Annotated in this window: 16 protein-coding genes, 1 tRNA gene and 2 pseudogenes; 11 read left to right on the forward strand and 8 right to left on the reverse strand. The window is 69.8% G+C overall.

Annotated elements, in window-relative coordinates:
* Nucleotides 1-280: 280 nt before the first annotated feature.
* From OHS16_RS14655 to OHS16_RS14665, 3 genes are all read right to left on the reverse strand, one after another.
* Nucleotides 281-2413 (reverse strand): ATP-binding protein, encoded by a 2133-nt coding sequence (locus OHS16_RS14655; protein WP_328537644.1) that lies wholly within the window; start codon nucleotides 2411-2413, stop codon nucleotides 281-283.
* Nucleotides 2410-3144: a DUF4255 domain-containing protein gene (locus tag OHS16_RS14660; RefSeq protein ID WP_328540848.1), complete on the reverse strand. Its 735-nt coding sequence runs from the start codon at nucleotides 3142-3144 to the stop codon at nucleotides 2410-2412. Before OHS16_RS14660 ends, OHS16_RS14655 begins: the two co-directional genes overlap by 4 nt.
* A gap of 182 nt (nucleotides 3145-3326) precedes the next feature.
* The gene (locus OHS16_RS14665; RefSeq protein ID WP_328537645.1) at nucleotides 3327-3983 is read right to left on the reverse strand and encodes a helix-turn-helix transcriptional regulator; all 657 of its coding nucleotides are present in this window, start codon (nucleotides 3981-3983) and stop codon (nucleotides 3327-3329) included.
* A 180-nt stretch (nucleotides 3984-4163) separates the two neighbouring features.
* On the opposite strand from OHS16_RS14665, the gene OHS16_RS14670 reads away from it, so the two are divergent.
* Nucleotides 4164-6950, forward strand: coding sequence for an AAA family ATPase (locus OHS16_RS14670; protein WP_328537646.1), 2787 nt, complete (start codon nucleotides 4164-4166; stop codon nucleotides 6948-6950).
* A gap of 194 nt (nucleotides 6951-7144) precedes the next feature.
* Here OHS16_RS14670 and OHS16_RS14675 read toward each other — a convergent pair whose 3' ends face one another.
* Both OHS16_RS14675 and dcd read right to left on the reverse strand, forming a co-directional pair.
* Entirely contained in the window at nucleotides 7145-7642 is a 498-nt protein-coding gene (locus tag OHS16_RS14675) for a phosphoribosyltransferase (RefSeq protein WP_328537647.1), read from the reverse strand.
* A gap of 7 nt (nucleotides 7643-7649) precedes the next feature.
* Nucleotides 7650-8225, reverse strand: coding sequence for a dCTP deaminase (gene dcd, locus OHS16_RS14680; protein ID WP_328537648.1), 576 nt, complete (start codon nucleotides 8223-8225; stop codon nucleotides 7650-7652).
* 671 nt (nucleotides 8226-8896) lie between these two features.
* Here dcd and OHS16_RS14685 point away from each other — a divergent pair.
* A tRNA-Gly gene (locus OHS16_RS14685) sits at nucleotides 8897-8970 on the forward strand.
* 232 nt (nucleotides 8971-9202) lie between these two features.
* Here the strand turns inward: OHS16_RS14685 and OHS16_RS14690 are convergent.
* Nucleotides 9203-9706, reverse strand: coding sequence for a hypothetical protein (locus OHS16_RS14690; RefSeq protein WP_328537649.1), 504 nt, complete (start codon nucleotides 9704-9706; stop codon nucleotides 9203-9205).
* Nucleotides 9706-10242 carry a universal stress protein gene (locus OHS16_RS14695; RefSeq protein WP_328537650.1) on the reverse strand — a complete coding sequence of 179 codons (537 nt, stop codon included), beginning with the start codon at nucleotides 10240-10242 and terminating at the stop codon, nucleotides 9706-9708. Before OHS16_RS14695 ends, OHS16_RS14690 begins: the two co-directional genes overlap by 1 nt.
* A gap of 293 nt (nucleotides 10243-10535) precedes the next feature.
* Between OHS16_RS14695 and OHS16_RS14700 the strand changes: the two genes are divergently transcribed.
* Both OHS16_RS14700 and lysA read left to right on the forward strand, forming a co-directional pair.
* A complete protein-coding gene (locus tag OHS16_RS14700) occupies nucleotides 10536-10910 on the forward strand; it encodes an SAV_915 family protein (protein ID WP_328537651.1) in 375 nt (124 codons plus the stop codon).
* A complete protein-coding gene (lysA, locus tag OHS16_RS14705) occupies nucleotides 10904-12244 on the forward strand; it encodes a diaminopimelate decarboxylase (protein ID WP_328537652.1) in 1341 nt (446 codons plus the stop codon). Before OHS16_RS14700 ends, lysA begins: the two co-directional genes overlap by 7 nt.
* A gap of 28 nt (nucleotides 12245-12272) precedes the next feature.
* Here the strand turns inward: lysA and OHS16_RS14710 are convergent.
* A pseudogene (locus OHS16_RS14710) lies at nucleotides 12273-13735 on the reverse strand (hypothetical protein).
* 596 nt (nucleotides 13736-14331) lie between these two features.
* Here OHS16_RS14710 and kdpF point away from each other — a divergent pair.
* The 7 genes and pseudogenes from kdpF to OHS16_RS14745 all read left to right on the forward strand — a co-directional run bounded on the left by kdpF (nucleotide 14332) and on the right by OHS16_RS14745 (nucleotide 22176).
* On the forward strand, nucleotides 14332-14421 hold the full coding sequence (gene kdpF, locus OHS16_RS14715) for a K(+)-transporting ATPase subunit F (RefSeq protein WP_328537653.1): 90 nt from the start codon (nucleotides 14332-14334) through the stop codon (nucleotides 14419-14421).
* Nucleotides 14422-14429: 8 nt separating this feature from the next.
* Entirely contained in the window at nucleotides 14430-16094 is a 1665-nt protein-coding gene (kdpA, locus tag OHS16_RS14720; protein ID WP_328537654.1) for a potassium-transporting ATPase subunit KdpA, read from the forward strand.
* 29 nt (nucleotides 16095-16123) lie between these two features.
* Nucleotides 16124-18223, forward strand: a complete 2100-nt coding sequence (gene kdpB, locus OHS16_RS14725; protein WP_328537655.1) for a potassium-transporting ATPase subunit KdpB — start codon at nucleotides 16124-16126, stop codon at nucleotides 18221-18223.
* Nucleotides 18224-18229: 6 nt separating this feature from the next.
* The gene (locus OHS16_RS14730) at nucleotides 18230-18931 is read left to right on the forward strand and encodes a potassium-transporting ATPase subunit C (protein ID WP_328537656.1); all 702 of its coding nucleotides are present in this window, start codon (nucleotides 18230-18232) and stop codon (nucleotides 18929-18931) included.
* A gap of 192 nt (nucleotides 18932-19123) precedes the next feature.
* Nucleotides 19124-19542 (forward strand): annotated as a pseudogene (locus tag OHS16_RS14735) (sensor histidine kinase); the annotation flags it as partial.
* Nucleotides 19543-19951: 409 nt separating this feature from the next.
* Entirely contained in the window at nucleotides 19952-21082 is a 1131-nt protein-coding gene (locus tag OHS16_RS14740; RefSeq protein WP_443042618.1) for a tetratricopeptide repeat protein, read from the forward strand.
* The gene (locus tag OHS16_RS14745) at nucleotides 21079-22176 is read left to right on the forward strand and encodes a polyprenyl synthetase family protein (RefSeq protein ID WP_328537658.1); all 1098 of its coding nucleotides are present in this window, start codon (nucleotides 21079-21081) and stop codon (nucleotides 22174-22176) included. Before OHS16_RS14740 ends, OHS16_RS14745 begins: the two co-directional genes overlap by 4 nt.
* Nucleotides 22177-22229: the final 53 nt, after the last annotated feature.

A 22229-nucleotide genomic window follows, 5' to 3' on the forward strand; every position in this document is an offset into this window, starting at 1 on the left:
CTGGACCTCCATCGAGCCGTCCGCGGCGCCGAAGCCGGCCTCCACGGCCGGAAGTGGCGGGACGGACAGCGGTGCGGGCAGTGGCGGAGGATCGTCGTCGGGCCCGGCCGGCAAGAAGGCCCCTGCCCATGGACCGCTGCCGCTCAGGGCGGGTGACGGGCCGAACCTCTTCGTGCAGTTCGCGCAGCTCCGGCTCGCCGCCATCCGCGCGAACGATCCGTGCAGGCTCACCGCCGCCCACACCGTCGGCGTCATGGAAAGGCGACCGTGGCATCACTCTTCACCAGCCGCCGCTGTCGTCCAGCACCAGGCGCCCGGCCTTGCGGTATTCGCGCCGGGCGCCCTTCAGCAGGTCCGCCGTGGCGACCGGGGACCCGCGCCCGGCTGCCGCATAGGCGGCGGTGACCACGGCGCTTCGGATCGAACCGCCGGCCAGCTCGAACTCCTTGGCGCACCGGCCCGGGTCGATGTCATCGGCGCACGGCACATGGGCCAGGCTGTGCTGCCACAGGGCCAGCCGCTGATCGGCGTCGGGAAAGGGAAAGTCGACGATCAGGTCCAGTCGCCGGGTGAACGCCTCGTCGATATTGGCCCGCAGATTGGTGGTGAGCAGCACGATGCCGTCGAAGGACTCCAGCCGCTGCAGAAGATAGGCGCTCTCCAGGTTGGCGTAGCGGTCGTTGGAACTGGTCACCTCCGAGCGCTTGCCGAAAACGGCGTCGGCCTCGTCGAAGAGCAGCACCGCGTCGGTGCGGTCGGCCTCGGTGAAGATCCGTTCCAGGTTCTTCTCGGTCTCGCCCACGTATTTGTCGACGACCGACGAGAGCTGCACCACGTACAGATCAAGCCCGAGTTCGGCCGCGACCACCTCGGCGGACAGCGTCTTGCCGGTACCCGAATCGCCCGCGAACAGCGCGAGTGCGCCCCGCCCCCGCCCGCCGCCCGCGCTCAGCCGCCAGTCGCCGAGCACCCGGTCGCGGTGCCGGGCCCGCAGCGCAAGCTCGTGCAGCTGCGCCAACGGGCGCTCGGGCAGCACCAGGTCAGCCCAGCCGACGTCGGGCCTGATCCGGCGGGCATGCTGCTCGAGGCCCGACGCGGACTGCTGCCTGGCGGCCAGCCGCAGATGCGCGGCGGACAACTCGGCGCCGTCGAAGGCGGCGAGTTGCAGCCCGGCCCGTGCGGTGCGGCGGATACGGTCACCGTCCAGCCGGTAGGGCGCGACGACCTGCGCCAGATCGAAGCCGAGGGAGCCGGCTCCCTCCGGCAGTCCCAGAGCGTCGGTCCAGGCACCGAGATCGCCGGCCCGCTGCCGGGGGGCGTCGATGACCAGCGGGTCGCTGTCGCACCAGTGCGGATCGTACGGCCGTGCCCCCGCCAGCAGCACCGGCACGTCACCGCCCGCCAGCGCCCGCAGCAGCGGTCCCGGTTTCCCGGGTACCGGCGCCACGACGATCGCGCAGCCCCGCAGCCGCGCCTCCCGAAGCAGTACGGGCAGCAGCGGCCACGCGCCGCCGTCCCCGCCCCGGTCCTCGCCCCCGGGCGCCGGGCCCGCCGCCGCCACACCCCCCTGCGTCCCGTTCCCCGGCGTGAAGTGCAGCGCCTCCAGACCCGCCGTGCTCAGCGCGGCGGTGGCGCACACCAGGGCGTCCCCCTCCCGGTCCGCGCGCAGATACACCGTCGGCGAGCCGTCGGCCAGCAGCGCGGCAAGCCTCCCCACCAGCGCATCCGGCGGTGCGGCGTCGGCCGGCACCGGACGGGCCGGAAGCAGCCTGGCGTGCCCGGTGAGAGCGGCGTCCGGGGTGTCGTCCCCCAGCAGATACGCCGCGACCCGGTCGGGGACGCTCAGCACACGGCTGAGGAAGGGGCGTTCCGGCTCCTCGACACGGACCAGGCCCAGGGCGAGCAGCGGAGCCGACGGATGGAAACGGGCCCGGGCCGACGGGTCGTGCGAGGGCAGACCGCACAGCTCGACGGCCAGACCGATCGTCGTCCGGCGGCGGCTGACATCGTCGTTGAGGTAGCCGTACAGCGGCTCGAAGGCACGGTCGAGATCGGGAGCGAGCGCCAGCAGCAGGATCGCGGTGTCGAGCGGAGTGAGGCCCAGGCGGCCGGACAGCCCGCGCAGCCGGTCCCCGTCCGGTGGCCCGGCGGGACCCGCATCCGCGACGATGCCGGGAACGCCGGCCTCGCCGGGCCGGACATCTGCGCCACCGCCCGCATGGGGGCGGAGCAGTTGCCGCACCGCCTCATCGGACAGATAGAGACCGCGCAGCGGATCAGCTGCGGTCGGGTCGGTGGCGCTGCGCCGCGCCACAAGATCTGTGACCCGGTCACGCAGCTGCCCCAGCCTGCCGAGCAGCACCCCTGCCGGAGTGGCTCCCGGATCAGCGGGGTTGAGGTCTGCTGAGGTCATTCGGACTGCGCTCCCGTGTTCCGCGGCCCGTCGGCTGCGTCCCCGCGGCCGGCGGCGGACGGCGCGACCCCGGCGCGCGCACCTGGCGTGCGCCGCCTCCCGCCGCCGGTGAAATGCCGTTCCTGGTGCAGCCGTTGCGGAGAGTCGTCGAGCGTGCCGTCCGTGCCGCGCACCCGTACCCCGGCCCCCTCGGTGACCGGCGGCCCCGCCTCGTACTCGGGAAACGCCGGAAACGGCGCGGTGACCACGAGATCGAGGGACGGCTTGAGTTCACCGCCCAGCGCGGACCAGATCTCGGCGAAGGACCGCGCGTCCGTCTGCAGACCCGCCACCGTCATGGGCACGGTGAGTCCGAGCTCGGCCAGCGCTCCGGTGAGCTCCTCGGGCGGCAGCACCTCGCGGGGCAGCAGGGTGGCCAGCACGGCGGAGAGCATCCGGTGCTCATCCTGCGGCTGTTTGGTCCAGGCTGTGACGAGGTACGAAAGCCGGAACCAGCGCGGTGGCTGACGCCTCTTCAGTACCACGCCCCGCTCGTCCTTGACCGAGACGGCGCCCCGCTCCCGCCGTTTGACGTCCTCCCGGATGTCGTACAGGTAGGCGTCGATCGTCGGCGCGTTGCGCCGCGCCGCCCAGTCACGGGTCGGTGCGTCGAAGGCGATGTCGACCCCGGTCCCCGCCAGGGCCCCTCCGGACAGCAGCCCCCTGAGGACCTCGTCCACCTCATGGATCACTGTCGTGCCCTTCGCAGTTGCCGGTGTGAACGGGCGGGCGCCGGTGTCACGGTTCCGCACCGCCATCCTGCCTCGCGAGGGACCTCGTCCCGCAGCCACTGCGGGACGACTCAGGGGCAACTCCCCCGCAGTTCAGGGGCAGTAAGCGCTGCCCCCAGGGGCCACCACAAGGGCCCGGAAGATCAGATGTAGCCTTCCCTGAAGGCATACGCGACGGCGTGAGCCCGGTTGCGGAGCTGCAAACGGGTTGTCAGACCGTGCATCACATTCTTCACGGTGCGTTCGGAGTAGGACAGTTTCCTGGCGATCTCCCCGGTGTCCATGCCCTCGGCCACGAGGTGCAGCACATCGAGTTCACGGGGCGACAGGCCCGAAGCCGGGGCGCCGGGCGTGCTCCCGACCGCGTTCCGCTGCAGGGTGCCGACCTGGGATATCAGCCGTCCCAGCAGGTCCGACGGCAGGTCGCCGTCGCCCCGGGAGGCAGCGATGACCGCTTGCAGAAGCCGGTGGCCGGTGGCCTCGTGCCGCCAGACGATGGCTCCGACCCCGCTTTCGATCACCTGGAGCAGTTCGGCCTCGCGGATCAGCCCTGCCACCAGCACCGCCCGGGTGCCGTCGACCCGCACAAGTCTCCGCAACCGGGACAGTGTGGGCTCGTCCAGCGAGTCCGCCAGCAGGACCGCGACCGTGCCGGGCGGGCCGTTCGCCTCGTCGACCAGCTCGATCGCCGGCTGCTGGCGGAGCTGCGTGGTGGCCCCGGCCAGAGACAGCGGATCCGATGCGTGGATGGCAACCGGGATCCGGACACGGGGTTCTGTCGTCTCGAAAGACGTGCGCAAACCGATTCCCTACGTTTCTGTAAAACACACGTTCGGCTACAAGTGCCTCCAGAATCCTGTGGGTGCCATGGCCGCCGCAATCGTGGACCACCACGAGATGACCACGAGGGCACCACGAGAGCCCCGAAGGGCGGGCCACCCGGCCGCCCCACGCTCCGACCATGCACCCCGGAGGATCCGATGACAGCTCTCCGCGAGCGCCAGGCAGCGCTGGACCTGCTGTCCACGGAGATCACCGGGGCCCGAGCCGGAGCCGGCGGTCTGGTCATACTCAGAGGCGCCACCGGCACCGGACGCACCGCGCTTCTCGATGCGGCAGCCGAGCGCGGCGCCGAGCAGGGCATGCGGGTCCTGCGCGCCCGCTGCGCGGCCGACGACACCGGCACACCCTTCGCGGCCGTACTTCAACTGCTGAACCTCCCGTCCGCTTTCGGGCCGCTGGACAGCACCCCGCAGAGCCCGTCACACCGCAACCACCCTCCGCAGTTGTGGGAACGGCTGCTCTCCTACGCCGAGGACTCGCCCCTGCTGATCGCCGTGGACGACGTCCATCTGGCCGACCGTGACTCCAGGCGATGGCTCACCTACGCCGCCCGCCGGGTGGACCGATTAGCGGTACTCCTGGTGGCGACCGAGCGCGGCCAGTACGACATCCGGACACCCTCGCCCGGTCTCGCCCACACCCTGTCGCCCTCCCTCGTCACGGTGCACGCGCTTGCCCCACTGAGCCGGCAGGGCGCCGCGGAAATGGTCCGTGAATCCGCGGGCGCCGACGCCCCGCAGCAATGGGTCGACGACTGCGTACGGGCAAGTGCGGGCAATCCACTGCTGCTTCGCGCCCTGCTGGACGACCTGCGCGCCGTCTTCCCGGAAGGCCCCGGAACCACCGGCCTGCCGGACAGCTGCGCGGAGCTGTACCCGGGCGCCTACGTGGGCGCCGTCACCTGGTGGCTGGAGTGCGCGGGCCCCGGCACCACCGGTGTCGCCCGTGCACTCGCCGAACTGGAAGGCCTGTCCGAAGGCGAGGGCGACCGCGTAGAAGACCTGCTGGGCGACGTCACCGGAACCGACCCCGCCCGGGCGGCCGGCTGGATCACCGCCATGGTCCGGCTCGGGCTGCTGCGCCGCGAACGCCGTCAGGGGCCACCCCGCTTCGCCCATCCGCTGCTGCGCGAAGCCGTCCTCGACGGCTGGCCCCTGCCGCAGCGGCAGGCCGTGCACCGCGCCGCCGCCGAACTGCGCCACCACCGCGGAATCCGCGTCGAGACAGTGGCCGGTCATCTGCTGCGGGCCCCCGCGGTCGGAGCGCAGTGGGCTGCGGACGCCCTCGCGGACGCCGCGAGGACCGCATCCCTGGACAACCGGCCGGCCGAGGCGGCCGACTTCCTGCGCCGCGCACTCGACGAACCGCTGACCCGCGAGCACCGCGCCGCCGTGCTCACCGAGCTCGCCACCATGGAGTTCAGTACCGTACGGGCGGCCGGCATCCCCCGCCTCACCGAGGCACTCCGGCTCCAGGACCTGCCCAGGAACAAGGTGAAGGCCGCGGTGATGCTGGGCACCGCCCTGGCACACCGGGGCGAGGCCCGGGCCGCGTTCGCCATGCTCCTCGACCTGGACGACGGGCTGTCCGACCATCCCGTACTGACCCGGAGCGTGCGGGCCGCCGCCCTGCTGCTCTCCGACCACGACCGGGAGATCAGACACCTCGCCTACACCCGGCTGCGGCTCACCACCGAGAACTCCCCCGAACTTCTCGGCCCCGCCGAGGAATCACTGCTGATCCGCTACGAGGCGACCGCCGGCCGGGTGTCGGCCGAGCACGCGATGCGGCGGATCCGGGGCCTGCTCGCGATGCCCGAGGACCCCGCTCTGCTCCCCTATCTGCTCCTCACGTCCGCCGCCGTGGCCCAGTGGGCCGACAAGCTGGACGAGGCCGACCGCCTGGTCCAGCGGGGCCTGGCCCAGCAGCGGATATCGCATTTCCCCCTGGTTCAGCGGGCGCTGGTCAACACCCGGGCCGACACCGTCGCCGCCCGCGGCCGCCATGCCCAGGTCCTCACCTGCCTCGACGCCCAGGGCCTCCCCGCGGACCAGCCCGACCACACGGGCCCCAGCAACTTCCACGCCCATGCCCTGATCTCCCTCGTCGAAGTGGGCCGCGCAGGTGACGCCCACCGGCTGGCTGCGAAGGTCTCCCTGCGGAACGCCCACGCCGACTGGGAGGCAAATCGATTCCTCTACGCCCGGGGCATCCTGCGCGCCGCATCGGGAGATCCGGCCGCCGCGCTCGACGACTTCCAGGAATGCGGCCGCCGCCAGACAGCCCGCGAGGTCCTGAGCCCCGTCGTCACACCCTGGCGGTCCGCGGCCGCTGACTGCCAGCTGGCCCTCGGCCGGCCGCACGCCGCACTGGCCCTCGCCCAGGAGGAGTACCGGCTCGCCACCGTATGGAACACCCCCCGGGTGCTCGGCCGCGCACTGCGGACCCTCGGCGAGGCCACCGGGGGGCGGCACGGCATCGACCTCACAGCGCAGGCCGTCCAGATACTGCGCGACGCGGCACTGGAGACCGAACTCATACCCGCCCTGCTGGCCCACGGGCGCCAGCTGACCGCCGCCGGACGCAGCGCCCGCGCGACACTCCGGGAGGCCGCAGCGACGGCGGAGCACCTGGGAGCCGTGCGCCTTCGCTCCGAAGCCGACCGGGCGCTGCGCGACAGCGGCGCCCGCCCCCGCGAGACCGGCCACACCGGCGCCTCGGCGCTGACCGGGAGCGAGGCCCGGATCGCCGCCCTGGCCGCCGCGGGCAGCACCAACGCCCAGATCGCCGAACTGCTCCACCTGGCCCGGCGCACCGTCGAGACCCATCTCACCAGCGCCTACCGCAAACTCAACATCCAGCGCCGCACCGACCTGCCCGCCGCACTGGGCGCGGACAGCGGACGCCACGGCGAGGGAGAGTAGGACCAGCAGCCCGGCCGGCAGGCATCGGGGCCATGGGATCTACGGACCGGGGGCGGCCTGGGACCCGCCATGGGAGCTGCGGACCGGGGCGGCCTGGGACCTCCCATGGGAGCTGCGGACCGGGGGCCGTCCCGGGGTCCGCGGACATCGGTGTCCTGGCCCCGGGGACTCAGGCGCCCGCAAACCCGCAGCCGTCAGGCGTCGAGCACCTGTCCCTCATGACGGACCACCGGTGGTTCAACACTCCACGGGAAGTTGATCCACTCATCGGTGCGCTTCCACACGTACTCACACTTCACCAGCGACTGCGGCTTCTCGTAGATCACCGCGCTGCGCACCTCGGCGACCGCTCCGACGCAGAAGTCGTGAACCAGCTTCAGGGTCTTCCCGGTGTCGGCGACATCATCGGTGATGAGCACCTTCTTGTCCGAGAAATCGATGGCGTTGGGCACCGGGGCCAGCATGACCGGCATCTCCAGGGTGGTCCCGACCCCGGTATAGAACTCGACGTTCACCAGGTGGATGTTCTTGCAGTCCAGGGCGTAGGCGAGCCCACCGGCCACAAACACCCCGCCGCGCGCGATGCTGAGCACGATGTCCGGCTCGTACCCGTCGTCGGCGATGGTCTGCGCCAGTTCGCGGACCGCGGTCCCGAACACCTCGTACGTCAGGTTCTCGCGCTCGTCGCTCATGCCCGCATCACACCTGGGTCCGGTGGAAATTGAGGAAGGACCGGGAAGCCGTGGGCCCCCGCTGCCCCTGATAGCGGGAGCCGTACCGTTCACTGCCGTAGGGGTGCTCGGCCGGCGAGGAGAGCCGGAACATGCACAGCTGCCCGATCTTCATCCCCGGCCAGAGCTTTATCGGCAGGGTGGCGACATTCGACAGTTCGAGCGTGACGTGCCCCGAGAACCCGGGGTCGATGAAGCCGGCGGTCGAGTGCGTCACCAGACCGAGCCGCCCGAGACTGGACTTGCCCTCCAGCCGCGACGCCAGATCATCCGGAAGCGAGATGACCTCGTACGTCGAGGCGAGAACGAACTCCCCGGGGTGCAGGATGAACGCCTCGTCACCGGCCGGCTCGACCTTGCGGGTCAGGTCCGCCTGCTCGACTGCGGGGTCGATGTGCGGATACCGGTGGTTCTCGAACACCCGGAAGTAGCGGTCGAGCCGCACATCGATACTGGATGGCTGCACCATGTATTCGTCGTACGGATCGATACGCACGCGTCCGGCGTCAATCTCGGCCCGGATGTCCTTGTCTGAGAGAAGCACGCCCCGAGGATACGGGGAGCGCGCGGGCCCACCCCAACCGGTGGCCGCATCCCACGACAGCGACAGCTCCCGCCGCCACGCCACTGGGCCGTGTGTGCGAAGTGGCGGCGTCCGCCCGAGCCAGGCCCCGCGGCGTCCGGTGCGTGCCATCGCACGGCGGAGGGTCGCCCGCGCACGGAACGTACTCGGGCGACTCCGACAACGCAGCGAGCGTGGGGGCCGGGCGCACGCGGGGCAGCCGGGACTCCTCACACACGGCCTAACCCCGCTCCATCCCCACCGGGACGGCTTGCCGCAACCGGGCACATCGCGGACACCGGAGGAGCCTGCCGGGGCCGATCCGGTCGCTCCCGAGCTGCTGCATCGGGAACGAAGCGGTACTGAACACATGCCCTTCGGCACAGCGGACAACGGTGCGTTCCATCGGGTCCATCAAGTCCCTTCCCCATCAAGCGTGGACGAGAGAAAGCACCACATTAGGGGATGTACAGGACATGGTCGCAACCGGCACTCCGGCCCTCCACGCTACGCCCCAACTTCCGCACCCGGCACCCCGATCCTCACCCCGGCCCCCACCCCCTGGACAGCACGAAGGCCCCGCGGCGAAGACGCCGGGGGCCTGGCATGAGGTAGAGTGAGCGCTGATGCGGTTCCTTTTCGAAGACCGCTGCGCGAGTGTAGTTTAATGGTAGAACATGAGCTTCCCAAGCTCAGAGCGCGGGTTCGATTCCCGTCACTCGCTCCATGAGAAAGCCCCAGGCCAGTGGCCGGGGGCTTCTTTGTTGTCTGGACCAGTTCAAGCGCCCCGTGCCCGTTCCGTGCCCGATGCCTGATCGCCGGCTTGCCGACCAGCTTTGCCCGCTCCGCCTGGACTCTCTTGTCCAGGCCAACAGCGGCCCTTCACCCGTTCACCCCTTCACCCGTGGAGCCAGCGCAAGTGACCGGGGTGGCGGTCAAGCCAAACCCACCGCGTGACCTCAGCGCAGGCCAGACACAGTGAAGACTCCTCGGGCCAGTTCCCGATCGATGCGGAGCGACAGTTGCTGCAGCGGCAGCCGGCCAGTGGTCAGGGTGCCGCGGGCGATGCTCGTGCGGGCACCCGTGTCCAGGATTTGCCACAGGGGTGGGTTGGCGACGAGGACGCGAGGGTCGAGTTCGAGGCGGTTGCCGTGGGTGTCCCGAAGGATCAGGCGCTGCGCGACCCCGTTGAGCCAGGAGACCGAGATGAGCTGGTCCGTGTGGACGTGGTGTCGGTGGACGAGTCCACGGGAGACGAGGAATCCTGGTGTGGCGGTGACGTGAGTGGGCCACAGGACGGCGAACAGAATGACGCCGAGAGCGGCCCACAACAGTGTTCGGTAGCCCGCCGCGGTGCCGGCCACCGCGTCGACGGCGAACAGCAACAGAGGGAAGAGAGCGGAGATGACGATTGCCGAACGGGCGTCAGTCGCCCTTCGTGCGTCTGCTGCGTACCGCGCCATCACTCCGCCAGTTCTCGTGTATCCAGCCGGATCCGCCAGACATTGCGGCGGTGTGCAGCGGTGAGCTCGGCTTCGAGCGGTGAAGGGGGCACAGTCAGCACAGGGCAGTGCGCGTGCGACAGGCAGTAGCGGGCGACTGAGGGTCTGAGCGCGCGCCGCACCGGGCCGCCCTTCCCGGTGCCCACCACGAGAAGGTCGTGCGGGTGACAGGCGACGTCCACGAGTGCGGCGCCCGCTGTAGCGCAGACGGCCAGGCCGGCCAAGGTGACACCAGGTTGCACGGCGCCGAATGCCTTGCCGAGGGTGTCACGCAGCAGTTCCACGGCCGCGGAACTGCAGTCCGTGTACGGAGACGGCAACGGGGAAGTACGGCCGGTGAGGCGGCTGTTGGCGGGCTTCCACGCGAGCACGGCCCAGAGCTCGGCCTCCCGCATCCGGGCTTCTTCGGCTGCCCGGTGCAGTGCCGCGAGACTGCACGGGCTGCCGTTCACGCCGACCACGACACGGCGGGGGGATTCGTTCGCTGGCTCGCACATCGGCGCTCCCTTTCTGGCTGGCCTGTGTGGCCATCCCATGGAATCGCCGTTCCGGCGGATGACGCACTCTGCTGACGTCCTTCTGACACCGCAGCTGCGAACCATGACGTGTTCCTGATGCCGCGACGGACCGGCCGTCAGTGAACCGTCATGACTCGGCCGGCCGGCGTCAGGGGGACATCATGAGACGTCGGCGGGTGCACTGACCGGGCATAGCTTCGGTGTCATAGCCCGGTCTGCCTCGCCGCACCCGGGACGTCACTCGCTCCTCGTGGTTCCTTCGGGAGGTTCCCATGTGTCTGCACCATTACGACGACGACCCTGAGCCCGAAGAACAGGTCCCGGCCGGGCCGTTGTACGTCCCGGTCAGGCCGGGACCCGCACGCGTCGCGATCCGTCTCTTCCGCACCCCGCTGGGCGTTCGCACCACCGTTGCCTTCACCAGGCCGGCGCTGCTCACCACGACGTTGGGCAAGGGCCAGGCATGGATCGTGCTCTCCGAGCCCGCACTGCGTGCGATGGCCGCAGCGCTCGGCGTGACACGGATGACGCTCGATCCGATGCTCACCGCTCCGGCAGTCCGGGCCGCCACCCCCGACAGCGCCGTCGCGAAGCTCCGACGGCCGACATCCCGGCCCACGCCGCGTGAGGGGAAGTTGACATGGTGACAACCACCCTCGCTCTCTCCCCCGTGCCTGCGGCCGGCGACGATCTGTCGATATGGCCCGGCTCAACGACGCGGCTCCCACACGGTGCTCTCGCCGTCGGCGGGGTCGACCTGACCGATATCGCCGAGAGCTTCGGCACACCGGCATACGTCCTGGACGAGGGCGAGGTGCGCGAGCGCTGCCGGACGTACCGGGCCGCCTTTCCTGACGCCGACATCCTCTACGCGGCGAAGGCCTTCCTCTCTCGCGCGATGGTGCGCTGGATAGCGGCGGAAGGGCTCGGGCTGGACGTCTGCTCGGCCGGAGAGCTCGAACTCGCCGTGACGGCCGGGTTTCCGGCCGATCGGATGGTGCTGCACGGCAACGCCAAGTCACCTCACGACCTCGAGGCCGCACTGCGGCTGGGAGTAGGGCGGATCGTCATCGACAATCCGCCCGAGATCGCCCGGCTGGCCGCCGCCGTGGGGCAGGAGGGCAGCCAGAAGGTCATGATCCGTGTGGTGCCAGCAGTTTCCGCAGGCGGGCATTCGAAGATCCGCACCGGAACGGAGGACCAGAAGTTCGGCCTCTCCCTCACCGACGGACAGGCCCACCACGCGATCGCCGGCGTTCTCGGGCAGCCGCAGCTCGAACTCACCGGCCTGCACTGCCACATCGGGTCGCAGGTCACCAACGCCAAGCCGTACATCGTGGCCGTGCGACGCATGGTGGGGCTGATGGCCCGGGTGCGGGACACACACGGTGTCGTCCTGTCCGAGCTGGATATGGGTGGCGGTCACGGCATCGCCTACCGGCCCGGAGAGGCCGCGTTGGACATCACCGCACTCGCCCGCAGGATGCGCGCCGAGTTGAGCGAGGGCTGCGCGGCCGCACGACTGCCCGTTCCACGTCTCATCATCGAGCCCGGCCGCGCCGTGGCCGGGCCCGCGGGGGTTGCGCTCTACCGTGTGCTCTCAGTGAAACGCACCGGTGAGCGGACGTTCATCGCGGTGGACGGTGGCATGAGCGACAATCCCAGACCCGCACTGTACGGCGTCCGCTACGCGCCCCGGCTGATCGGGCGCCACTCCACCGCCGAGACCTGCACGGCCACGGTCGTCGGCCGGCACTGCGAGGCAGGCGATATCCTCGCGGCCGACGTCGACCTGCCGGGCGACATCCGGCCCGGTGACCTGCTCGCCGTACCGGTCGCCGGGGCTTACCAGCTGTCGATGGCCTCCGGCTACAACCTCGTGGGGCGTCCACCGCTGGTGGCCGTGCACGACGGCCGGGCCAGGTTGCTCATACGCCGGGAAACGCTGGACGATTACCGCGCCCGCGATGTCGGTCTGTGAGCAGTTCTGACGCCACGAGCTCCACTGGTCAGGCGGCATGTACGTGCGGGCGACGCGAGCGGTCGGGTTCGGCCTCGCGCAGTACCTCGCGGGTGACGGGGGCGACCTCACCCTGGCCGAAGAGGAAGAATCGCAGGAAATTGGCCATCGGGTTGCCTTCGGTCCATTCGAAGTAGATGTGCGGCTGCCGGCCGGTCATGTCGCGCACATGGAGCAGCAGCGCGGCCAGTGCGTTGGCCACGGTCGAACTCTCGAGCGTGAGGATGCGGTAGCGGCCGTGCAGCACTTCGCCCCGCACGCGCAGTCCGGATTCGAATTCCGACGGGTCGAGGACGGTGACCTCGACGAAGAGGAGGTCGTCACCGGGCGGGATGTCGTTGTCGTCCCGGATCTGTTCGATCTTCTCGCAGTACTCGGTGGCATCGCGGCTGTCCGGCTCGTTGGCGATGAACCGGATCGTGCGATTGGCGGTGTCGCGGATGAACCGCTGGGCCGTGTCGTCGAGCTCTACGTCGGTGACGCGCAACTCGAAGACGCGGGCCAGACGAGAGAGCAGCGAGAGCCCCATGATCCCCGCAATGAAGCAGGCGCCGATCTTCACACCGTCGGGGCGCTCGACGACGTTCACAGCACTCGTGTAGACGAACACAGCGGCGATCACGCCGAAAGCGATGGTCCAGCCGCGCTGGCCGGCCCGGCGGGCGGCGATGGTGACGGCAACGGCGGCGGAAGTGATCAGGACGAGCACGCCGGTTGCGTACGCACCACCCTGAGCGTCGACGCTCGCGTTGAAGATCCACGTCACCAGGAAGGCGACCAGGGTGAAGACGATGACCATGGGGCGCACCCCGCGCGCCCAGTGCGGGGCCATGCCGTAGCGGGGGAGATATCGCGGCATCAGGTTGAGCAGGCCGGCCATGGCCGATGCGCCCGCGAACCACAGGATGAGGATCGTCGAGGTGTCATAGACCGTGCCGAAGGACGAGCCGAGGTACTCGTGCGCGAGATAGGCCAGCGCGCGTCCGTTGGCCTCGCCGCCCGGCTTGAACGCCTTCTCCGGGATCAGCAGCGTGGTGATGAAGCTACTGGTGATGAGGAAGACGCTCATCAGTGGATTTCCGTGTTCGGTGGTCAGCGCGGTGGACCACTGTGTGACGACGTGCGGGTGGGTAATCACCTGCCACAGCCCCGTCGCGACAACGACGACGTTCAGTGCCAGATAGGACGCCACCAGGGCAGCGCCCCGAACAAGGTCAGCACCACCAGCACGATGGTCGCGAGGGGAGACAACAGCCCCGCAGCGAGGGCGGCAATCCCTGGCTGATAGCCCAGGGTGGAGAAGTAGTCCAGACCGGTCAGGCACATCACCCGCCACCAACGCTGCCCCTCGGGAGAAGCCGGAGCCTGGGAGCCGGTTTGTTTGACCGGCCGGTCGGTCAAACCTTCCAGCAGCCATGCGCGCAGGCGATGGGTGCGGGCGGGGGTGGCCATCGTGGTGCTCCCGTCGTATGGCATGGATCAGGCCATCGATACGACAGCCGAGCCAGCGTACGCATCCTGATCACCTATGCCCGCGTTCGTGAGAATTCTGATGGCTTCTTAACGCTGCGCAGCCCGTTGGCGTAGTGAACGTCTCGCGTTGCGTCGGGAGCCGGCAGCCCAGGCACGTACACGGCCGGGGCGCGTGAACAGGTCCGGCTGGGCATGCTGCCGCGGGACTCGTCAACACCCTGGAGCGCGGTGAGCCGGTGAGCAGCGCTCTCGGCGGAATACCCACGCCGGGCCCCAGCCCTTCATTCGCCCCGACGGCCCGCACGCGCCGATGCGGCGGCGGACGGGTTCGGGCGGGTGGGGGATCGGCTCGCGCACATGGATGAGTGGGCCGTAAGGGTTCCATCAAAGACGGACGGATTGCCGTAAGGGAGCCATCAACAGTGGTCGAATCCGGCCAGAAAGGCGCTTTCCTCTAATCATCCGTTCAATCCGAACCTCATATAGGAGCTCACGATGGCCGACCTGGCCTTCGTCGTCACCACGATCGCGGTGTTCGCGCTGGTGGCCCTCGTCGCCAAGGGGGTGACGAAGCTGTGAACGCCGACAACATTGTCGGCCTGATCGTGGCCGTCGCCCTGCTGGGCTATCTCGTAGTCGCCCTGGTCTTCCCGGAGAGGTTCTGAGCACTGATATGAGCCCCGTCCTCGCCGGCGTGCTCCAGTTGCTCGCGCTCATAGCGGCACTGGCACTCGCCTACCGTCCCCTCGGCGACTACATGGCCCGGGTCTATTCCTCCGACAAGCATCTGCGCGTCGAGAAGTGGATCTACAGGGGCATCGGCGCCAACCCGAACACGGAGATGCGCTGGCCCGCTTACCTGCGCGGCGTCCTCGCCTTCTCCGCGGTCAGCGTGCTCTTCCTATACGTCCTGCAGCGCGTCCAGGGCCACCTGCCCGGCTCGCTCGGATTCTCCTCGATCGACCCGGACCAGGCGTTCAACACCGCCGCTTCCTTCGTGACGAACACCAACTGGCAGTCCTACTACGGCGAGCAGGCCATGGGCCACGTCGTACAGACCGGCGGGCTGGCGGTGCAGAACTTCGTCTCTGCGGCGGTAGGAATCGCGGTCGCGGTGGCGCTGGTACGGGGCTTCGCACGCTCGCGCACCGGGGAGCTGGGCAACTTCTGGGCGGACCTGGTGCGCGGCACCATCCGCATCCTGCTGCCGCTCTCCGTCGTCGCCGCGATCGTCCTGGTTGCCTGTGGCGCCATCCAGAACTTCGCCGGCATCCACGAGGTGGGCCAGTTCATGGGCGGCTCGCAGCAATGGAACGGCGGCGCGGTCGCCTCGCAAGAGGCCATCAAGGAGGTGGGTACGAACGGCGGTGGCTACTTCAACGCCAACTCCGCCCACCCCTTCGAGAACCCCACGCCGTTGTCGAACCTCTTCGAGATCTTCCTGCTGCTGGTCATCCCGTTCTCGCTCACCCGCACCTTCGGCCGCATGGTCGGAAGCCTGAAGCAGGGCTACGCGATCCTGGCGACCGTGGCCACGATCTGGGTCGGCTTCATCGCTCTGATGTGGTGGACCGAGTTCGCCCACCACGGCCCGGCGTTCGACATTGCCGGTGGTGCGATGGAGGGCAAGGAGACCCGCTTCGGTGTCGGCGCCTCGTCGATCTTCGCGGTGTCCACGACGTTGACCTCGACGGGTGCTGTGGACTCCTTCCACTCCTCGTTCACCGGTTTCGGCGGCGGCATCACCATGCTGAGCATGCAGCTCGGCGAGATCGCGCCGGGTGGTACTGGGTCCGGCCTCTACGGCATCCTGATCATGGCGATCATCGCGGTGTTCATCGCCGGTCTGATGGTCGGCCGTACACCCGAATACCTGGGCAAAAAGATCGGCACCCGCCAGATCAAGTTCGCGGCCTGCTACATCCTCATCACCCCGGCGCTGGTGCTCGTCTTCACCGCCGCGGCGATGGCTCTGCCCACTCCGGGCAACTCGATGACCAACAGCGGGTCGCACGGCTTCTCCGAGATCCTCTACGCGTACACCTCGGGCGCCAACAACAACGGCTCGGCCTTCGCCGGTCTGAACGCGGACACGCAGTGGTTCAACAGCACCATCGGTATCGCGATGCTGCTCGGCCGCTTCCTGCCGATGGTGTTCGTGCTGGCGCTGGCCGGGTCGCTCGCCGAGCAGAAGCCGGTCCCGGAGACCGCGGGGACGCTGCGAACCGATAAGCCGCTGTTCACCGGCCTGCTGGTGGGCGCGATCCTGATCATCACCGGCCTGACCTACTTCCCGGCCCTTGCGCTGGGGCCGCTGGCCGAGGGGCTGGCGTCATGACCACTCGTACAGGGAACCAAGAGGACTCAATGTCCACAGCCACTCCGACGTCGGCGCCGCACAGCGATGTTCCGACCAGTCACAAGCCCGGCGAAGGACGCGTCGGGGCGGGTCTTTTCGACCCCAGGCAGCTGCTCAGGTCGCTGCCGGACGCCTTCCGCAAGCTCGACCCGCGGGTGATGGTCAAGTCCCCCGTGATGTTCGTGGTCCTCGTCGGCTCGGTCCTGACGACGATCTTCTCCTTCAAGGACCCCGGCGACTGGTTCGGCTGGGCGATCAGCGCCTGGCTGTGGCTGACCGTGATCTTCGCCAACCTGGCGGAGGCGGTGGCCGAGGGCCGCGGCAAGGCGCAGGCGGACACGCTCCGCAAGGCCAAGACCGACACGGTGGCCCGGCGTCTGGTGGATGGCCGCGAGGAGCAGGTGCCCGGCACCGAGCTGCGCGTGGGCGACCTGGTCGTCTGCGAGGCGGGCGACATCATCCCCGGCGACGGTGACGTCGTCGAGGGTGTGGCCTCGGTCGACGAGTCGGCCATCACGGGTGAGTCGGCCCCGGTCATCCGCGAGTCCGGCGGCGACCGGTCTGCGGTAACCGGCGGTACCAAGGTCCTTTCCGACCGCATCGTCATCAAGATCACGACGAAGCCGGGCGAGACCTTCATCGACCGCATGATCGCGCTGGTCGAAGGCGCGGCCCGGCAGAAGACGCCCAACGAGATCGCGCTGAACATCCTGCTGGCCTCGCTGACGATCGTCTTCCTGCTCGCGGTGGCGACGCTTCCGCCGTTCGCGGACTACGCGGGTACGCATCTGACGATGGTCGTGCTGATCGCGCTGCTCGTCTGCCTGATTCCGACGACGATCGGTGCGCTGCTCTCCGCGATCGGTATCGCGGGCATGGACCGCCTCGTCCAGCGCAACGTCCTGGCCATGTCCGGCAGGGCAGTTGAGGCAGCCGGCGATGTGTCGACGCTGCTGCTCGACAAGACCGGCACCATCACGCTCGGAAACCGCCAGGCCTCCGAGTTCGTACCGGTGACCGGCACCACCGAGGCCGAGGTCGCCGACGCCGCCCAGCTCTCTTCGCTGGCCGACGAGACGCCCGAGGGCCGCTCCATCGTCGTACTGGCGAAGGAGAAGTACGGGCTGCGCGAGCGGCGTCAGGGTGAGCTGAAGGGCGCCGAGTGGATCGCCTTCACCGCCCAGACCCGCATGTCGGGTGTGGACGTCGACGGACGAAAGGTCCGCAAGGGCGCGGCCGGTTCGGTCATCGCCTGGGTCCAGGAACAGGGCGGCGAGGTGTCCGAGGATGCCGGGACACTTGCCGACCGGATCTCCGAGGCGGGCGGCACGCCGCTCCTCGTGGCCGTCGAAGACGCGGAGAGCACCCGCGTCCTGGGCGTCATCCACCTCAAGGACGTCGTCAAGGAGGGCATGCGCGAACGCTTCGACGAGCTGCGCCGCATGGGCATCAAGACTGTCATGATCACGGGTGACAACCCGCTGACGGCAAGGGCGATCGCGGATGAGGCCGGCGTCGACGACTTCCTCGCGGAGGCGACTCCCGAGGACAAGATGGCGCTCATCAGGCGTGAGCAGGCGGGCGGCAAGCTCGTCGCGATGACGGGCGACGGCACGAACGACGCCCCCGCGCTCGCACAGGCCGATGTGGGTGTCGCGATGAACACGGGTACGTCGGCCGCCAAGGAGGCCGGCAACATGGTCGACCTCGACTCGAACCCGACGAAGCTCATCGAGATCGTGGAGATCGGCAAGCAGCTGCTGATCACCCGGGGCGCGTTGACGACCTTCTCGATCGCCAACGACGTCGCGAAGTACTTCGCGATCATCCCGGCGCTGTTCGCGGCGGTCTACCCGGGCCTGGACAGGCTGAACATCATGCATCTGTCCTCGCCGGACTCCGCGATCCTGTCCGCGGTCATCTTCAATGCGCTGATCATCATCGCGCTGGTTCCGCTCGCCCTGCGGGGTGTGCGGTACCGGCCGGTGAGCGCGGACAAGTTGCTCCGCCGCAACCTGGGGATCTACGGCCTGGGCGGGCTCGTCGCCCCGTTCATCGGCATCAAGATCATCGACCTGATCATCTCCCTCATCCCCGGAATTGGCTGATCGGCTATGAACAACTCGGTTACGAACACCGCCCGGTTGCTGTGGGCGGGCCTGCGCGCCCTCCTCCTGCTCACCGTGGTGACGGGCATCCTCTACCCGCTCGCCGTCACCGGTGTCGCCCAGGGGCTGTTCCACGACAAGGCGAACGGTTCGGAGATCAAGTCCAACGGCAAGGTCGTCGGGTCCTCGCTGATCGGTCAGTCCTACAACCTGCCGCTGAAGAAGGGCCAGGAGACGCCGGAGCCCGACCTCAAGTGGTTCCAGCCACGCCCGTCCAACGGCCTCGGCACCAACAGTGTCAACACCCAGTACAAGCTGATCCTGTCCGGCGCCACGAACCGCTCGGGCGACAACGGCGCGGTGAACGGCCGCTGCCCGAAGCACGCCGGGGAAGACACCCTCTGTGCCTGGGTGGTCGCCGCCAAGGCCGCGGTCGTCAAGGACAACTCGGTGAACGGTTACACCGTCCAGGACGTGCCCGCCGACGCGGTCACCTCCTCGGGCTCCGGCCTGGACCCGGACATCTCCCCGGAGTACGCCGGCATCCAGGTGCACCGCGTCGCGGAGAAGAACGGCCTGCCCGCCGCCCAGGTGCAGAAGCTCGTCGACGAGCACAGCGACGGCCGCACCATCGGCTTCATCGGCGAGCCCCGCGTGAACGTCCTCGAACTCAACATCGCGCTCAGGGAACTCGTGGCGGACAGCTGATGGTCTTACGTGCACCACGCGGGAGTTGGCGGCCGGAGCGACACCCGGTTTCGTCAACTCCCGCTGTCGCTGTACCGGTTCCACAGGACCGGGCCTCCACGGCATGAGGGGAGGCGCGCACCGATGACCCCGGTTACTGGTGGTGGAGGTCGACCCTCAGCTTGTCCGCGCCTCGTCCTGGGGCTCACGCGAGTGGAGCTGGACATCCCGGAGACCCTGCCGATGGTCGCCGTCGACCCCGGGCTGCTGGAGCGGTCCGTGGCCAACCGGGTCGAGAACGCGTTCAAGTACAGTCCGCCCGGCGAGGCGGTCCTGGTGGCCGCCAGCGCCATCGCCGACCGCGTGGAGGTCCGGGTGGTCGACCGCGGCCCGGGGGTGCCCGACGAGGCCAAGGACCGTATTTTCGAGCCGTTCCAGCGGTACGGGGACACGCCGCGCGGGGCGGGGGTGGGTCTGGGCCTGGCGGTGGCGCGGGCTTCGCCGAGGCGATCGGTGGCACTCTCGACGCCGAGGACACCCCAGGCGGCGGACTCACCATGGTGCTCAGCCTCCCGGCCGCGTTCGGCCGCCGGCCACCCCACGCCGGCCATCCGCCGACCGCCACCTCCTAGAGGCATCAACGTCGGGTCGCATGGCCGCCTTCAGGAATCGACTCCGCCGGCTTCCATGGATGAGAGGTCCGGCGCGGTTCACGCTGACCGCCTGCCCAGCAGCTGGCGGCAGCGTTCGCGGCGAACGATTCGAGCGCGTCCGGCACCCGACCGGGAAACGACGGGACTGAGAAGCACCCGCACCGTGTCCCTGTCGCCTCCCGCACAGCACCGCCGCTCCGGCACAAGGGCTACCGGGCCGTACATCCCACTGACTATCCCGGGCCTCCCCCGTGGCACCCAGGTATGACCCATGACGAGCACGGAGGCGGATTCGTGGAACCCCTCCGTCCTCATACCGTCTTGATCGGGGACAGCAGGAGCGAAGACGGTCCGTACGACAGGCGCAACAGTGGGGCAGGTGGCACAGGTGACACAGGCGGTAGAGCAGGAATCGGTGCGGGAAACAGGGGCTCGGGGCAAGGCGTTCGCGCCTGAGTACCAGGGCGCCCTCGGCTCGCTTTCGGTGAACTCGTCGCTGACCGATGTGCTGGCCAGAGGTATCGAGGAGCTCCGGGCGTCCGAAGCCGCCGGGGACCAGGGTGAGATGGCGCGCTGCGGCCTCGCTCTCGCGGAGGCGTACCGGCGGCTGGGGCGGGTGGCGGAGGCCGACGCCGCGTGGAAGGCCAGCTACCGCGCGGCGCGGGCGGCGGCGGACGTCGGGGCGATGGCCTGGGCGCTGTGGAGCGGCGGCACCCTCGCCCGGCAGCGGGGCGCACTGCCACTGGCCTACCGGCTGCTCGGTCTCGCGGCCGAGTGGGGAGAGCGCGGTGGCGACGTGGTGGTACGCGGATACTCGCTCGCGGGACTTGCCGAGACCGGACGAATACAGGGCGACTACAAGGCCGTTGGCGAACTGCACGAGCAGCTGCTCGCCGAGGCGCGCAAGCGCGGCGAGGCACGGCACACGGTGTGGGCGCTCGAGGGCATAGCGCAGATGCACCGGAACACCGGGTCGTACGACAGGGCGCTCGAGCTGTTCGAGGAGGCGGCCGAGACCGCGGGCAGCGCCGACGACTGGCGGGGGCGGGCCTGGGCACTGCGCGGGATAGCCGATGTGGTGTCCGTGCGCGACGGCGACGCGGAGCGGGCGCTTGCGCTGCTCTCCGAGGCCGAATCGGTCTGCCGCGAGATGAAGTTGTCGAGCGCCCTCGCCTACAACCACAAGATGCGCGGCAATGTGTACTACCGGGCCGGGTCGTATCCGCAGGCCCGCGACACCTACGCGCAGGCGCTGGCGGAGTTCCGGGAGATGAACGAGCCGAGGGGAACCGCGCTGTCCCGGCTGGGGCTCGCCAAGTCACTCGCGCGGCTCGGACGGAACCCGGCGGAGACCCGCGCCGAACTGGCGGAACTGCGGCACATCCTGGACCGGATAGGTCTGCGGCATGCCCGGGACATGGTGGACAAGGCGACGGCCGAACTGGGGGTGGGCCCCCTGCCCGAGGAACCAGGACGGCCGGAGGCACCCCGCGTCTGCGGTGCGGGGGCGCCGCGATGACCTCCCCCATCACCGCACCGGTGCTCACCGCGCCCCTGGACATCGCGCACGAACAGGCCGCGGCCGCCACCGCGCCCGGCGTACTCGCCCGGTGCCGCGCACTGGTACGTCCCTCGCTGGCCGCCGCCATCGACCGGCTCCACCCATGGACCGGTGAGATGGCGGCGTTCTCGCTCGGCTGGTGCGGTGTGGGCGGGACACCGGATTCCGGCGCCTCCGAGGGCAAGGGCGTACGCCAGGCACTTGCCGTGCTGTGTGCGGAGGCCGCCGGTGCGCCCGGTGAGAGCGCGGTCGCCGGGGCGGTGGCCGTCGAGTTGATCCACACCTTCTCCCTGCTGCACGACGACATCATGGACGGCGACGGGACCCGGCGGCAGCGGGAGACGGTCTGGAAGGCCTACGGCACCGGGCCCGCCGTGCTCGCGGGCGACGCGCTGTTCGCGCTGGCGGTGCAGACCATCGCCGAGGCGCCCGGGGCGCACACCGCGGCGGCGGTGCGGTGCCTTTCCGGGACGCTGAGCGGTCTCGTGCACGGCCAGGCGGAGGACCTGCTCTTCGCGGCCAGGCCCTGGACGGGGCCCGGCGCGGTACGCCCGGCCGAGTACCGGGCGATGGCGGAGCTCAAGACCGGTACTCTCCTCGGCTGCGCCGCCGCGCTCGGCGGCCTCCTCGGCGGTGCGCCTGCCGGAACGGTGGCCGCTCTGGAGCAGGCCGGGCGCCACCTCGGGGTGGCCTTCCAGGCCGTTGACGACCTGCTCGGCATCTGGGGTGATCCGGCGGTGACCGGCAAACCCGTGCACAGCGATCTGCGGCAGCAGAAGAAGACCTATCCGGTCATCGCCGCTCTCGCCGGCCACGGCCCCACCGCCCGCGAACTCGCCGAGCTGCTGAATTCCCCGTTCCCGCTGGAGGACACTGCCGTCCGCCGCGCCGCCACGCTCATCGAGGCGGCCGGCGGACGCGTCGCCACCCTCGAAGAGGCCGGCCGTCATCTCGATGCGGCCCGCGCCTGTCTCAGCGGTGTCCCGCTCGCCCCGCGCGCGGCGTACGAGATCGAGATGCTGCTGGCGTTCCTGCTGCACCGCAGAGTGTGAACGCGAGCCTCCCCGGCCGGCCCCCGCCCGTTCCCGCTCCACAGCGGGGCGGG

Source organism: Streptomyces sp. NBC_00344, from assembly GCF_036088315.1.
In the GTDB taxonomy this organism is placed as follows: Bacteria; Actinomycetota; Actinomycetes; order Streptomycetales; family Streptomycetaceae; genus Streptomyces.

Coding starts and splice junctions, on each gene's coding strand:
- OHS16_RS14700 (WP_328537651.1), top strand. CDS start 10,536: ATGTGTCTGCACCATTACGACGACGACCCTGAGCCCGAAGAACAGGTC.
- OHS16_RS14730 (WP_328537656.1), top strand. CDS start 18,230: ATGAACAACTCGGTTACGAACACCGCCCGGTTGCTGTGGGCGGGCCTG.
- OHS16_RS14690 (WP_328537649.1), bottom strand. CDS start 9,706: ATGGCGCGGTACGCAGCAGACGCACGAAGGGCGACTGACGCCCGTTCG.
- OHS16_RS14670 (WP_328537646.1), top strand. CDS start 4,164: ATGACAGCTCTCCGCGAGCGCCAGGCAGCGCTGGACCTGCTGTCCACG.
- OHS16_RS14675 (WP_328537647.1), bottom strand. CDS start 7,642: ATGAGCGACGAGCGCGAGAACCTGACGTACGAGGTGTTCGGGACCGCG.
- lysA (WP_328537652.1), top strand. CDS start 10,904: ATGGTGACAACCACCCTCGCTCTCTCCCCCGTGCCTGCGGCCGGCGAC.
- kdpA (WP_328537654.1), top strand. CDS start 14,430: ATGAGCCCCGTCCTCGCCGGCGTGCTCCAGTTGCTCGCGCTCATAGCG.
- OHS16_RS14695 (WP_328537650.1), bottom strand. CDS start 10,242: ATGTGCGAGCCAGCGAACGAATCCCCCCGCCGTGTCGTGGTCGGCGTG.
- kdpB (WP_328537655.1), top strand. CDS start 16,124: ATGTCCACAGCCACTCCGACGTCGGCGCCGCACAGCGATGTTCCGACC.
- OHS16_RS14655 (WP_328537644.1), bottom strand. CDS start 2,413: ATGACCTCAGCAGACCTCAACCCCGCTGATCCGGGAGCCACTCCGGCA.
- OHS16_RS14745 (WP_328537658.1), top strand. CDS start 21,079: ATGACCTCCCCCATCACCGCACCGGTGCTCACCGCGCCCCTGGACATC.